The organism is Halobacillus sp. ACCC02827, assembly GCF_030291935.1.
GTDB lineage: Bacteria > Bacillota > Bacilli > Bacillales > Halobacillaceae > Halobacillus.
Genome location: NZ_CP128168.1, coordinates 1336288 through 1349395 on the forward strand (window position 1 = coordinate 1336288; position 13108 = coordinate 1349395).

Genomic DNA, 13108 nt, shown 5'->3' on the forward strand with positions numbered 1-13108 from the left:
TGGTCAATCTAGTAATCATAAGTTCTCGCATTCTTCCGGAACAAGTAAGGTATAATAGGAGAAAAGGGGGATGAGTGCAGTGGAGACGGTAAGGAAATGGGACGACCATCAACCACGCAGGAAAAGATGGAAGAAGGTGACGCTGTGGACCGCGGGGGTTATCGTTTTATTAGTCGTTTCGGCGCTTATTTTTGTAAACGTTTACATAAACCGCAGCCTGCCGCAGGTCAGCGGGGAAAAGCAGCTGGACGGTTTGGAGGGACAGGTGACCATCACAAGGGATGCGGACGGGGTTCCTCATATTAAAGCGGAGAATACAGCGGATCTATTCCGGGCCCAAGGGTACGTGCAGGCTCAGGACCGCCTGTTTCAAATGGAGCTTGCTCGCAGGCAGGCATCGGGAAGGTTGAGCGAAGTCGTCGGGGAAGCGACGGTGGATCAGGATCGTTATTTCCGGACACTGGGTCTGCGCCGGGCGGCAGAAAAGTCGCTGGAGGTCTATTCAGAGGAGACGATCCGTGATCTGCAGGCTTTTGCAGATGGGGTCAATACGTTTATGGAAGAAGAGCCGCTCCCGCCGGAATTTGCAATGATGGGCATAGAACCGGAGCCTTGGACACCGCTTGATTCCATCACGATCGGCAAGTATATGGCCTTTGACTTAGGCGGGCACTGGGAGCGGCAGGCGTTCCATGCGTACCTTCTGCAGAACTTCGATGAAGAAGAGGCGTACGAGCTGTTTTCATCGTACCCGGAAGATGCGCCGACCGTCCTGACAGCAGTGGATATGGAAGAGAGCTTTGCACAGGCAGTCATTCCGGAGCCGTTCAATGGCAGCAACAACTGGGTCGTGAGCGGGGAGCGGACAGAATCGGGCGCACCGATGCTTGCGGACGATCCGCATCTTGGAATCGCCACACCATCGATTTGGTACCAGATGCAGCTGGAGGCTCCTGATTACCAGGTTTCGGGCGTTATTTTCGCGGGAGTGCCGGGGGTCATCCTCGGTCATAATGCAGATATCGCATGGGGGGTAACCAACGTCGGTCCGGACGTGCAGCAGCTTTACGTAGAAAAGCGTAATCCGGACGATCCTACGCAGTTCGAATTCGAAGGGGAGTGGGAGCAGGCGGAGGTGATCGCCGAACCGATTGAGGTCAAAGATGGAGACACGGTCGAATTAGAGGTGCTGGAAACGCGTCACGGACCGGTCATCAGCGAATTTGCCGAAGAGACGGGCAAGGATGAGGTGCTTTCCCTAAGGTGGACGGCGCTCGATCCGACAACGGAGCTGGAAGCGGTCATGGAGATCAACCGGGCGGATGATTGGTCTTCTTTTGAAAAAGGGTTGGAGAAGTTCCTCGCTCCTGCTCAAAATTTCGTGTTTGCCGATAAAGATGGAACGATCGCCTATAAAGCGAACGGCCGCATTCCGATCTATGAAAATCCGGATGACGCGCTGCTGCCGCTCCCGGGTTGGAAGAAGGAAACGGAGTGGAAAGGATTCATTCCTTTCGACGAGCTGCCGACGTCTGTCAATCCGGAAGAGGGCTTTATTGCGACAGCCAATAACAAAATTACAAACGGCGATTATCCCTATCATATCAGTCACAACTGGGCACAGCCTTATCGATATGAGCGGATCGCTGAGATGATTCAGGCGGAGGATGACATGACGCCGGAGGACTTTCAGGCGATGCAGATGGATGTGAAGAACCTGCAGGCGGAAGAATTCCTCGGCTATATGACGGAAACGATGAATGGGGATTGGAACGACATCGAACAAGAGAGCCTCGCCCTCATGAAGGACTGGAATTTGGAAGACGATGCCGGACTTGCTCAGCCGCTCATTTTTCACCATTGGATGTTAACGATGCAGGACGTGTTGTATAAGGATATTTCAAAAGACATGCGTGGACTGTTCGGCGGATCTGCGCAGACAACGGACGAACTGCTTCGCATGGTCCAGGATGGGGAAGAGTCCCGCTGGATGGAAAAGGGCGGCGGGGTGGAAGAAGTATTGGAGTCGTCATTCCGAAAGACGGTCACGGACCTGACGGAAATGTATGGGGAGGATCCTTCCGCCTGGACGTGGGGGGACGGGCACGCGGTTGAATTCACGCATCCGCTTTCCAGCATCGGCTTTCTCGAACGCTTCCTGAACCCCGGCGACCCGGAGCCTGTCAGCGGAAGCCGCGTAACGGTCAGGGCTGCAGGGTTCAACGATGACGGGATCGTCAATCATGGTGCCTCGTGGCGGTTTGTCATCGATATGGAAGATCCAACAGAAGCCTACCACGTCGTTGGTCCCGGTCAGTCGGGTCACTTTCGGAGCGACTGGTACCACGACCAGATGATGGATTGGGTGGAAGGCGGATACCATAAGACGAGTATGACCGATTACGAAGGGGAAACGTTGACTCTGACTCCATAAACAAATCTTTTGATTTCCCGTGGGCAGGAGGCGTATAGTTTTCTATAAATCCTTCCTTCGTGGAGGAGTCTTGATAGTTGTGAAAAGGAGGAGATCCCATGTACATCATTCATGCAACCCTTGAGGTGGATCCACAGAAAAAACCGGAATTCCTGGAGGCGACAAGAGCGCTTATGGAAGGTTCCCGTGAAGAAGAAGGCAACGTGTCCTATAATCTCATGAAAGACACAGAAAAAGAAAACGTCTATCAGATGATTGAAATTTGGAAAGATGCCGCCGCTATGGAGGAGCACAATAAATCCTCCCATCTGCAGAACTTCGTCAAAAAAGCGAAGGAACTGCTGACTGCACCGATGGATTTGAATATTTATGAAGGAAACAAGGTAGAGAAATAAACCGGATCCCCTGTGCGGCTCGCTGCATGGGGGTTTTTCTATGAAACCTTGACGAGACTTCCCGTTCTTCCTCTATAATGAAGGAAGGGAGGATCGTTTTTTATGAGTTTTGCACGAACATTCAGTTACTTATTCTGTTTCCTTGTCTTGTGGAGTATGCTTTCTATTTATGATTACATGGCTGGAGATTCGATTCTATGGGAGGAGAACGTGAAAGCTTCCATCGTCGTCATAGTTTTTTATTCGCTGCTTTATCACTTGCTGCAGACGTTGAAGCGTTCCAAAACAGGAGGAGAGCGCTTATGAACATAGGACCGGTCAATCATTATTTGTTTTCTGTCGCCGATTTGGACCGCTCGATCACTTTTTACCGGGAGGTTTTCCAAGCGAAGTTACTCGTGAAGGGGAGGACGACGGCTTATTTGGATTTGAACGGAATGTGGCTTGCTTTGAATGAGGAAAAGGATATTCCGCGGGAAGAGATTCATCAGTCCTATACCCATATCGCGTTTACGATTGCAGAAGAGGAAGTGGAGTCCGCATATGAGGAGCTTCTTGAACTCGGTGTCCCCATACTAAGCGGCAGGCCGAGGGACACACGGGACGGCAGCTCGATCTATTTCACAGATCCCGACGGGCATAAGTTCGAACTCCACACCGGTACGCTCGAAAAGCGGCTCGCGTATTATAAAGCGGCGATGCCCCATATGAAATTTTATACATAAGATAAAAAAGAAGGTGGGCCCAGCAATCTGGTTCCACCTTCTTTTTTTTTGGAGGAAGAGAGGTCGGCTGCTTCTTCCTACACCTCTACTTCTGCTGCATTTTTCGCAGAGGCTCCCTGCGGTGCGTCGTACGTCACATACGTGCCGGCGATGAAATCATGGACAGCCCGCTTATCGTCCCTCATGCCGACCATGAAAGCACTGACAATCAGGGCGATGCCCAAGGTCACGACATACACGAGTCCTGCTACCACTTCCCTCAACAGCATGGTGCCGAGCGAGACTTCGCTGCCATCTGCTTTCACTACCCGCATGCCGCCTGTGATCCGCTTTCCAATCGTGTATCCCGACCATATTGTCGGAACCAGAACCCAATAAAGCAGACCGATGACGTTGGTCGGACGATACTCATCCGTGGAGGTGAAGCTGCCATAGATGAGCCAGGAGACCAGACTGATGACGAGGAACAGAATCAATCCATCCAGAAGTCTCGCCCCGACCCTCACCCAAAAACCAGCAGGATTACTCATGGACTACCACTCCTTTATTTAATCCCTTGGTACTATTTACCTTTCCTGTCTAAGGTTAAAACTTTCTTTATTTTAGAAAAAAATGATAGAGGCAAAAGCCTGGTATTACAGGCTCATCCACTTATCCTAAGTATTTGTACTCTTGCAAATATGTGGAATTATTGTTAAATTAATTGAAAATTATAAAAATTGACAAAAAAGGGGGAGTCGGGATGAAGTTATACCTTTCCGTTGATATGGAAGGGATCACGGGTATTCCAGATCACACGTTCGTCGATTCGTCGAAGCACAATTACGAACGGGCAAGAAAAATAATGACGGAAGAAGTCAATTACGTCCTACATACGGCCTATGAAAACGGAGCCACGGAAATTCTCGTCAATGACAGCCATTCCAAAATGAATAATCTGCTTATCGATGACCTGCATCCGGACGTTCTCTTGATTACGGGAGGAGCGAAACCTTATTCGATGGTCGAAGGGCTCGATGAGAGCTTCGACGGAGCGATGTTCATCGGCTACCATGCACGCGCAGCCATGAAAGGGGTACTGTCCCACTCCATGACCTTCGGGGTCCGTAACTTTTACGTGGACGAGAGGGCGGTGGGGGAACTCGGCTTCAATGCCTACATGGCAGGTCACTACGGTGTGCCTGTCCTGATGGTCGCAGGGGATGATCAGGCTGCGATGGAAGCGGAAGACCTCCTGCCGAACGTGACGACGGCAGCTGTCAAAGAAACGATCACACGGGCAGCCGTCAAGAGCCTTACTCCGAGAAAAGCGGGAGAACTGCTGCAGCAGAAAACGAAAGAAGCGATACATAACCGATCCAACGTTCCACCTTTACGATCGTCGGAAAGTCCGGCGCTCGCCATTGAATTCATGAATTATGGACAAGCCGAGTGGGCGGCCATGATGCCGGGGGCCGTTCTGGCATCCGATTCGACGACCGTCCACTTTCAAGCCCGGGATATCAAGGAAGCCTATCAGGCGATGCTCGTCATGACAGACCTCGCTATGCGGGCCACATCAAGCTAGGAGGGGACAGCTGTGTTTACCTATATTTTGAAACGCTTCGCCTATATGGTCGTGACGGTGTTCATCATCGCCACGCTCACGTTTTTCCTGATGAATGCCATTCCGGGGTCTCCACTTAACGAAGAGCGGACGACGAATGCAGCCGTCCAGCAGAACCTGGAGGAGTTCTACCATCTCGATGAACCACTTGCCGTCCAGTATGTTCTCTATTTGAAATCGATTGTGACGCTTGATTTCGGTCCATCGATCAAGCAGCCGAATGATTCGGTGAACTCGCTGCTGAGCAGAGGTTTTCCGATTTCTGCAGAGCTCGGGATATGGACGATATTGATTGCCGTCGTATCCGGAATCGTCCTCGGTGTGCTGGCCGCGCTTAAACATAACGGCGTCATTGATTACTTGGCGATGACACTCGCCGTTCTTGGGATCTCCATTCCAAACTTCGTACTTGCGACCTTCCTGATCCAGCAGCTGGCGGTCAATGCAGGACTTCTGCCTGCGGCGACGTGGAGTTCGCCCCAGCACATGATCCTTCCGATCATTGCACTTGCGACCGGTCCGATGGCAATTATCGCCCGTTTGACCAGATCGAGCATGCTGGAGACGCTGACGCAGGATTATATTAAGACGGCCAGGGCAAAAGGATTGTCGCCTTTCAAAGTCGTCGTGAAGCATGCGTTAAGGAATGCGCTCATGCCTGTTGTAACCATACTCGGGACGCTGCTTGCCGGTATCTTAACCGGGACGTTCGTCATCGAGAAGATCTTTGCCATCCCGGGGATGGGCAAATATTTCGTCGAAGGAATCAACCAGCGGGATTATCCAGTCATCATGGGAACGACGGTCTTCTACAGCGCATTTCTCGTTTTCATGCTGTTCCTTGTAGACATCGCCTACGGAATACTCGATCCTCGAATCAAATTACATAAAGAAGGGGGCCGATGACGGAATGCCGGCTTTAGAGAAAGAACACACAAACAACCACCACTCATCGATCCCCGATGAATGGTTCCGTCCGAAGGAGAAGGACTTGGAAGAGGCAGAATCGGTCGTCCGGCCGTCTCTGTCCTACTGGGCCGATGCCTGGCGGAGACTCAGACAGAACAAGCTTGCCATGTTCGGACTCGTTTTCCTTGTGCTGCTCGGCATCATGGCGGTGATCGGTCCATGGATTTCCCCACACAGCGTGTCGGAGACGCAGCTGGCCAATCAAAACCAGGCGCCTTCTGCGAGCCACTGGTTCGGCACGGATGAACTCGGTCGGGACGTCTTCACTCGTACATGGTACGGGGCGAGAATTTCCTTATTCGTCGGTCTTATGGCGGCCCTGATCGATTTCTTCATCGGCGTCGCCTACGGAGGGATCTCCGGGTATAAGGGCGGCCGCACGGATAACGTGATGATGCGGATCATTGAAATCCTCTACGGTCTTCCTTATCTGCTTGTCGTTATCCTGCTGCTCGTCGTGATGGGTCCAAGTCTTTTGACCATCATCATCGCACTCACCGTCACCGGCTGGGTAGGGATGGCGAGGATTGTCCGCGGACAGGTCCTGCAGTTGAAACACAATGAATTTGTCATGGCATCCCAGTCGTTCGGAGCGAAGACGAAGCGGATCATCCGGAAGAACCTGCTTCCGAACACGATGGGTCCGATCATCGTACAGATGACGCTGACGGTTCCATCCGCGATCTTCGCGGAAGCCTTTCTCAGCTTCCTCGGACTCGGCATTCAGTCGCCGTACGCGAGCTGGGGAATGATGGCGAACGACGCGCTGGGAGTCATTCTTTCCGGAGACTGGTGGCGCCTGTTCTTCCCGGCGTTCTTCATATCTGCAACGATGTTCGCGTTTAACGTACTCGGAGACGGGCTGCAGGACGCCCTCGATCCAAGACTTAGGAGGTAGAAGATGGAGAAGATATTGGACATCCGCGACCTCCACGTCTCCTTCACCACATTCGGTGGTGAGGTGCAGGCGGTTCGAGGCGTGAATTTAGAATTGTATCAGGGGGAGACGCTCGCGATCGTCGGCGAATCCGGCTGCGGCAAGAGTGTCACGGCAAACAGCATTATGCGGCTCATTCCGGAACCTCCGGGACGGATCAAACAGGGGTCGATTTTGTTCAAGGGACAGGACATGACGAAGCTGTCCCAGAAGCAGATCCGCAGCATCCGCGGGGTCGACATATCGATGATCTTCCAGGATCCGATGACAGCGCTGAACCCTACGCTCACGGTTGGAGATCAATTGACGGAAGGATTGAAGCAGCACAGAAAGATATCGAATAAAGAAGCGAAGGCACAGGCCGTTTCCATGCTCAACCTTGTCGGTATTCCGAATCCGGATGAGCGGATGAAGCAGTATCCCCACCAATTCAGCGGTGGGATGAGACAGCGTATCGTCATTGCCATGGCACTGATCTGTGAACCGGAGCTGTTGATTGCGGATGAGCCGACGACGGCACTCGATGTGACGATCCAGGCCCAGATTCTTCAGCTGTTCCGTAAGATTCAGAAGGAGACGGGAGTGTCGATCATTTTGATCACCCATGATCTCGGCGTCGTTGCGAAAATCGCCGACAGGATCGCGGTCATGTATGCCGGGAAGGTCGTTGAGACGGGGACGAGGCGGGAAATATTCTATACACCGAATCATCCTTATACGAAAGGCTTGCTGCACTCGGTCCCGCGTCTCGATCAAAAAGGAGAGAAATTGATTCCGATCGAAGGCACTCCGCCGGATCTTTTCGCTCCACCGGAAGGGTGCCCGTTCACGGCCCGCTGTCCGGCAGCGATGGAAGTATGCGGCAGAGTCCAGCCGGTTCACACCGAGCTTAGTACCACTCACGCAGTCGAATGCTGGCTGCAGGATGAACGGGCTCGCACTTATATGGCAACAATAAAAGGATCATAAAAAAGAGGGGGAGCACGTATGAAAAAGTGGTTGACGTTAATCATGGGGATTGTACTTGTCGCGATGCTGGCGGCTTGTACGGCAAATGAGAGTTCTAGTGAAGGATCAGATGAAGGGGACGGCTCGGAGGAGAGCGGTACGAAGACGCTTCTCATCAATAACGGGGAAGAGCCGACGTCGTTCGACCCGCCGATGGGCTTTGATAACTTGTCCTGGAATGCCTTGAACAACTTGATGGAAGGTATGACCCGTCTGGGTAAAGATCATTCTCCACAGCCTGCAACGGCAGAGGAATGGGAAGTGTCGGAAGACGGAAAGGTGTACACGTTTAAAATCCGGGATGATGCGGCATGGTCCAACGGCGATGACGTGACGGCAGGGGATTTCGAGTACGCCTGGAAGCGTCTGCTGGATCCGGAAACGGCTTCACCAGCTGCGTTCCTCGGTTACTTCATTGAAGGTGGAGAAGCATTCAACACAGGGGATGGAACAGCGGATGACGTCATGGTGGAAGCGGTCAGCGATAAAGAGTTGAAAGTGACGTTGAAAGCACCGACCGGCTACTTCCTTCACGTCATCTCCAATCCGGCATTCTTCCCGATCAATCAGTCGGTGGCAGAAGAGAATCCGGAATGGTACACCGAAGCGGACAGCTTCGTCGGTAACGGACCATTCACGCTTGATCAATGGAAGCATGACAGCGAAATGGTCTTTAAGAAGAGTGAAAACTACTGGGATAACGAAACCGTTCAATTGGATGAAGTCAAATGGTCCATGGTTCCTGATGAGAATACGGAATATCAGATGTATAAGAGCGGCGAGCTCGACACGTCCTACATCCCGGCAGAGCTTGCTGATGAGTTGATGGATAGTGAAGAAGTCAACATCACGGATCAGGCGGGAACGTATTTCTACCGTTTCAACGTCAATGAAGAGCCGTTCCAGAATAAAAAGATCAGACAGGCGTTCGCCATGGCTGTGAACCAACAGGACATCGTCGATTATGTTACGAAGAACGGCGAAGAGCCGGCATACGGCTTCGTCTCCTACGGATTTGAAGGGCCGTCCGGGGATGATTTCCGTGAGCATAACGGCGACCTGATCGAATTCAATGCAGAGGAAGCGAAGAAATTACTGGAAGAGGGAATGGAAGAAGAAGGTTATGATGAACTTCCTGCTGTCACACTTTCCTACAACACAAGTGAAGATCATAAGAAAGTAGCGGAAACCATCCAACAAATGTTCAAGGAAAATCTGGATGTCGATGTGACCCTTGAAAATGCGGAATGGAACGTGTTCCTGGAAGCGCAGAAGAACTTGGAGCACCAGCTTTCCAGAAGTTCCTTCCTTGCTGACTATGCAGACCCGATCAACTTCCTGGAGAGCTTCATCTCCGACTCCTCCATGAACCGGACCGGCTGGTCAAATGAAGAGTACGATCAGTTGATTGCCGATGCGAAAGCGGAGACGGATGAAGCGAAGCGCTGGGAGCTGATGTATGAAGCAGAGAAAGTGCTGTTCGAAGAAATGCCGATCTTCCCGATTCACTTCTACAACCAAGTGCTGCTGGAGAAAGATTCCGTTTCAGATATCGTCCGTCACCCGGTCGGATATCTTGAATTGAAATGGGCAGATAAGAAGTAAGGATCAACGAAAAGAGGCAGCCGTTTTCCGTCACGGAAAGACTGCCTCTTTTTCTTTTACATAACCGGTATGTTTATAGAAAGGAAGGGTGAGAGATTTGAAGATAGCCTCCATAGACACCTACCCGATAGCTGTTCCGCTTCATAAACCGTTCAAGACGGCGCTCCGGACCGTGACGGTTGCACAATCCATCTATGTGAAGGTGACGTGCGACAACGGGATCACCGGCTGGGGCGAAGCGCCGCCGACCCACGTCATAACAGGAGAAAGTCTCGTAAGTATCGAGCACACCATCCGCACGATCCTGGCCCCTGTTCTACTTGGAGAATCCGTGCTTAACAGAGATACTTTATTTGGAGCACTTCATGCAAGCTGTGTCGGTAATACAAGTGCCAAGGCAGCGGTCGATATCGCGATCCATGACTGTCTCGCCCGCTTCTGCCGGCTTCCCCTTTATCAGTTTCTCGGAGGGGCGAAGCGGATGCTTGAGACCGACTATACGGTCAGCGTCAATGAGCCGGAGGAGATGGCGGACGATGCCGAACGATATATAAAAGACGGTTTCCGTACGCTCAAGGTGAAGGTCGGGAAAGACTCGATTGACAAGGACATAGAAAGGATCCGGGCAATTCGCAGCCGGATCGGGGACGATGCTGCAATCCGCCTTGATGCGAATCAGGGATGGAGTGCGAAAGACGCCATTCGCGCCATCCGGCGGATGGAAGAACTGAAGCTGCCGATCGAACTCGTCGAGCAGCCGGTGAAGGCAGGAGATATCGAAGGACTGAAGCAGGTAACGGACGCAACCCATACGATCGTCATGGCTGATGAAAGCGTCTTTTCACCGGCGGACGCAAAGCGGGTCCTTGAAACAAGAAGTGCCGATATGATCAATATTAAGCTGATGAAATCAGGCGGCATCCATCAAGCATGTAAAATCAATGCCTTGGCAGAAAGCTGCGGCATCCCGTGCATGGTTGGTTCAATGATTGAAACGAAGCTCGGGATCACGGCTGCCGCCCATTTTGCTGCTGGATTGAATAATGTAACCAAGGTCGATTTCGATGCACCGCTCATGCTGACGGGAGATCCAATCGTCGGTGGTGTCGTGTACAACCGGGCCGTTATGACTATGCCCGATGAACCAGGGCTTGGAATCGATGAGGTGCAGTTCCAGGAACACGTTCTATCATAGAGAAGAAAAGGGGGAAGACACGATGAATCAACAGGAGAGAATCTGGATCGTCTCGGCACCGGTCGCAACGGTATGGACATCACCGGAGTCCCCGCGACCGATCGATGAACAGGGATTAGAGCGCACGTTTTCTGTGAAGAAGTGGCTGGAGGAGTTGGATGACCCGGCGAAGCATGCCATGTGTGACGATAACCTCGTCCAATCCCAGCTGCTTTACGGTGAACGTGTCCTTGTCGATGAGGTGGAGGGTGACTGGGCGAAGGTTGTCATTCCGAGTCAGCCTTCGAGCAAGGATGCGCGTGGATATCCAGGCTATGTGCCGTACCGCCAATTGACAGAGGTGCCGGAAGCGGACTGGAAAGGCGTCGATCTGGTCGTCGTCCATGCAAAAGCAACTATCCTTTACGACGAGAAAAAACAGCCGCTGTTTGAAATCAGCTTTTTGACCGAGCTTCCTTTCCTGTATGAGGAAGACTCGTTCATCCGGGTCCGACTGGCAGATGGGGAAGGCTATGTAAGCAGAGAAGATGCACGAAGCAAACCGAAGGATATCCGGGAGGGAAGCGGGGCGTCTATCATAAAGACGGCAGAGGCTTTCAAGGGTCTTCCGTATTTCTGGGGCGGAATGAGCGCGTTCGGTTATGACTGCTCCGGTTTCGCCTACAACATGCACAAAGCGCACGGTCACGTTATTCCGCGTGATGCGTCCGACCAGGCCCTCCATGGCATAGACATCCCGTTGGATCGCGTCGAACCGGGGGATCTATTATTCTTTGCTTATGAAGAAGGAAAAGGCAGGATCCACCACGTCGGTTTCTATTACGGACATGGAAAGATGCTGCATTCCCCGAATATCGGCAAGGCGATTGAAATCATAGATTTGCAGGGTTCTGATTACGAGAAGGAATGGTGCAGAGTAAGAAGGTATGGGACAGAAGAGGGGGCATCTTGATGGACAGAGAAAAAGTGTTGGAAGTGAAACAGTTGAAGAAGCACTTCCATTTAGGAAAAGGGCGGACGTTGAAAGCGGTGGATGGCGTCAGCTTCGATATATACAAAGGCGAAACGTTCGGTCTTGTCGGGGAATCCGGGTGTGGGAAATCGACGACAGGAAGGACGATTATGAATCTCTATGACCGTACGGATGGAGAAGTGCTCTATCAAGGGAAAAGCGTCCACGGTAGAAATCCGAAAGAACAATTCCACCTGAAACGGAACATGCAGATGATCTTTCAGGACCCATATGCTTCCTTGAATCCACGATCGACAGTTGCGGAGATCATAGCCGAACCGATGGAAATCCACGGTCTGTTTTCCACTGGGCGAGAACGGACGGAGCGGGTCTATGAGCTGTTGGAAGAGGTCGGACTGAACCGGGATCATGCCAACCGCTATCCGCACGAATTCAGCGGCGGCCAGCGTCAGAGGATTGGAATCGCACGGGCGCTTGCGCTGGATCCGGATATCGTCATCGCAGATGAACCGATATCGGCATTGGATGTGTCTGTTCAAGCCCAGGTCGTCAACCTGCTCGAAAGGCTGCAGGAAGAGAAGGGGCTTACCTATTTATTCATCGCCCACGACCTATCGATGGTCCAGCACATCTCGGACCGGATCGGTGTCATGTATCTTGGTCATCTAGTGGAGCTGACGAGCAGCGATCGTCTGTACGCGAACCCGCTGCACCCCTATACAAAAGGGCTCTTATCTGCGATTCCCATTCCCGATCCGGACCTTGAGGATGCCCGGGAGCAGGTGCTGATCGAGGGGGAAATCCCAAGTCCGATCGATCCACCGAGCGGCTGCGTCTTCCGGACCCGGTGTCCTGTCGCCATGGACATCTGCGCACAGAAGGTACCCGTGTGGCAGGAGGCCGAAGAAGGGCACCAGGTCGCCTGTCATTTGTACGATGAGGAGCACAAGGAGACCGTTCAGGAACAGACATCGGACCGGAAAGCGTCGACGCTGTCATAGTTCACTTTTTTTCTTTTTTGAAAGGACGGTATAGAGGATGTAAAAGGCGACAGCGATGACACCGATCAGACGGAAGGTCCGATAACCAAAGTCTCCAACGATCAGATCATACATGAGAAATCCGACTAAAACGGCACTACAGATTGCAAACAGCGTGATTTTGGTTGTTCTGCTCACAGTCTACCTCCTTTACTCTTCCTATTTTTCACTATAACCTTTTACAGGAAATGTAAAACGCCCGTGGAGCATCGAGCTCCCGG

General features: G+C 52.1%; 14 protein-coding genes. 12 read left to right on the forward strand and 2 right to left on the reverse strand.

Annotation, left to right across the window (positions count from 1 at the left end; all coding sequences use genetic code 11):
- Positions 1 to 70: 70 nt before the first annotated feature.
- From QRD89_RS07100 to fosB, 4 genes are all read left to right on the forward strand, one after another.
- A complete protein-coding gene (locus tag QRD89_RS07100; RefSeq protein WP_286096599.1) occupies positions 71 to 2434 on the forward strand; it encodes a penicillin acylase family protein in 2364 nt (787 codons plus the stop codon).
- Between the two features lie 98 nt (positions 2435 to 2532).
- A complete protein-coding gene (locus QRD89_RS07105) occupies positions 2533 to 2829 on the forward strand; it encodes a putative quinol monooxygenase (RefSeq protein ID WP_026578516.1) in 297 nt (98 codons plus the stop codon).
- A gap of 102 nt (positions 2830 to 2931) precedes the next feature.
- Positions 2932 to 3135 (forward strand): hypothetical protein, encoded by a 204-nt coding sequence (locus QRD89_RS07110; RefSeq protein WP_008637494.1) that lies wholly within the window; start codon positions 2932 to 2934, stop codon positions 3133 to 3135.
- On the forward strand, positions 3132 to 3554 hold the full coding sequence (gene fosB / locus QRD89_RS07115; RefSeq protein WP_008637495.1) for a metallothiol transferase FosB: 423 nt from the start codon (positions 3132 to 3134) through the stop codon (positions 3552 to 3554). The genes QRD89_RS07110 and fosB overlap by 4 nt, the downstream gene beginning before the upstream one ends.
- Positions 3555 to 3631: 77 nt before the next feature.
- Here fosB and QRD89_RS07120 read toward each other — a convergent pair whose 3' ends face one another.
- The gene (locus QRD89_RS07120) at positions 3632 to 4084 is read right to left on the reverse strand and encodes an RDD family protein (protein WP_286096600.1); all 453 of its coding nucleotides are present in this window, start codon (positions 4082 to 4084) and stop codon (positions 3632 to 3634) included.
- 212 nt (positions 4085 to 4296) lie between these two features.
- Between QRD89_RS07120 and dppA the strand changes: the two genes are divergently transcribed.
- The 8 genes from dppA (at position 4297) to QRD89_RS07160 (ending at position 12848) form a co-directional block, all read left to right on the forward strand.
- Positions 4297 to 5121: a D-aminopeptidase DppA gene (gene dppA, locus QRD89_RS07125; protein WP_286096601.1), complete on the forward strand. Its 825-nt coding sequence runs from the start codon at positions 4297 to 4299 to the stop codon at positions 5119 to 5121.
- Between the two features lie 12 nt (positions 5122 to 5133).
- Positions 5134 to 6066: an ABC transporter permease gene (locus tag QRD89_RS07130; RefSeq protein WP_008637501.1), complete on the forward strand. Its 933-nt coding sequence runs from the start codon at positions 5134 to 5136 to the stop codon at positions 6064 to 6066.
- A 4-nt stretch (positions 6067 to 6070) separates the two neighbouring features.
- A complete protein-coding gene (locus tag QRD89_RS07135; RefSeq protein ID WP_008637502.1) occupies positions 6071 to 7027 on the forward strand; it encodes an ABC transporter permease in 957 nt (318 codons plus the stop codon).
- 3 nt (positions 7028 to 7030) lie between these two features.
- A complete protein-coding gene (locus QRD89_RS07140) occupies positions 7031 to 8035 on the forward strand; it encodes an ABC transporter ATP-binding protein (protein ID WP_026578520.1) in 1005 nt (334 codons plus the stop codon).
- A gap of 18 nt (positions 8036 to 8053) precedes the next feature.
- The gene (locus QRD89_RS07145) at positions 8054 to 9679 is read left to right on the forward strand and encodes a peptide ABC transporter substrate-binding protein (RefSeq protein ID WP_026578521.1); all 1626 of its coding nucleotides are present in this window, start codon (positions 8054 to 8056) and stop codon (positions 9677 to 9679) included.
- A gap of 97 nt (positions 9680 to 9776) precedes the next feature.
- On the forward strand, positions 9777 to 10874 hold the full coding sequence (locus tag QRD89_RS07150; protein ID WP_286096602.1) for a dipeptide epimerase: 1098 nt from the start codon (positions 9777 to 9779) through the stop codon (positions 10872 to 10874).
- 22 nt (positions 10875 to 10896) lie between these two features.
- Positions 10897 to 11826: a C40 family peptidase gene (locus tag QRD89_RS07155; RefSeq protein WP_286096603.1), complete on the forward strand. Its 930-nt coding sequence runs from the start codon at positions 10897 to 10899 to the stop codon at positions 11824 to 11826.
- A complete protein-coding gene (locus QRD89_RS07160) occupies positions 11826 to 12848 on the forward strand; it encodes an ABC transporter ATP-binding protein (protein WP_286096604.1) in 1023 nt (340 codons plus the stop codon). The genes QRD89_RS07155 and QRD89_RS07160 overlap by 1 nt, the downstream gene beginning before the upstream one ends.
- Here QRD89_RS07160 and QRD89_RS07165 read toward each other — a convergent pair.
- The gene (locus QRD89_RS07165; RefSeq protein WP_286096605.1) at positions 12843 to 13025 is read right to left on the reverse strand and encodes a hypothetical protein; all 183 of its coding nucleotides are present in this window, start codon (positions 13023 to 13025) and stop codon (positions 12843 to 12845) included. The genes QRD89_RS07160 and QRD89_RS07165 overlap by 6 nt on opposite strands.
- Positions 13026 to 13108 lie beyond the last annotated feature (83 nt).

Coding starts and splice junctions, on each gene's coding strand:
- QRD89_RS07100 (WP_286096599.1), top strand. CDS start 71: ATGAGTGCAGTGGAGACGGTAAGGAAATGGGACGACCATCAACCACGC.
- QRD89_RS07105 (WP_026578516.1), top strand. CDS start 2,533: ATGTACATCATTCATGCAACCCTTGAGGTGGATCCACAGAAAAAACCG.
- QRD89_RS07110 (WP_008637494.1), top strand. CDS start 2,932: ATGAGTTTTGCACGAACATTCAGTTACTTATTCTGTTTCCTTGTCTTG.
- fosB (WP_008637495.1), top strand. CDS start 3,132: ATGAACATAGGACCGGTCAATCATTATTTGTTTTCTGTCGCCGATTTG.
- QRD89_RS07120 (WP_286096600.1), bottom strand. CDS start 4,084: ATGAGTAATCCTGCTGGTTTTTGGGTGAGGGTCGGGGCGAGACTTCTG.
- dppA (WP_286096601.1), top strand. CDS start 4,297: ATGAAGTTATACCTTTCCGTTGATATGGAAGGGATCACGGGTATTCCA.
- QRD89_RS07135 (WP_008637502.1), top strand. CDS start 6,071: ATGCCGGCTTTAGAGAAAGAACACACAAACAACCACCACTCATCGATC.
- QRD89_RS07140 (WP_026578520.1), top strand. CDS start 7,031: ATGGAGAAGATATTGGACATCCGCGACCTCCACGTCTCCTTCACCACA.
- QRD89_RS07145 (WP_026578521.1), top strand. CDS start 8,054: ATGAAAAAGTGGTTGACGTTAATCATGGGGATTGTACTTGTCGCGATG.
- QRD89_RS07155 (WP_286096603.1), top strand. CDS start 10,897: ATGAATCAACAGGAGAGAATCTGGATCGTCTCGGCACCGGTCGCAACG.
- QRD89_RS07160 (WP_286096604.1), top strand. CDS start 11,826: ATGGACAGAGAAAAAGTGTTGGAAGTGAAACAGTTGAAGAAGCACTTC.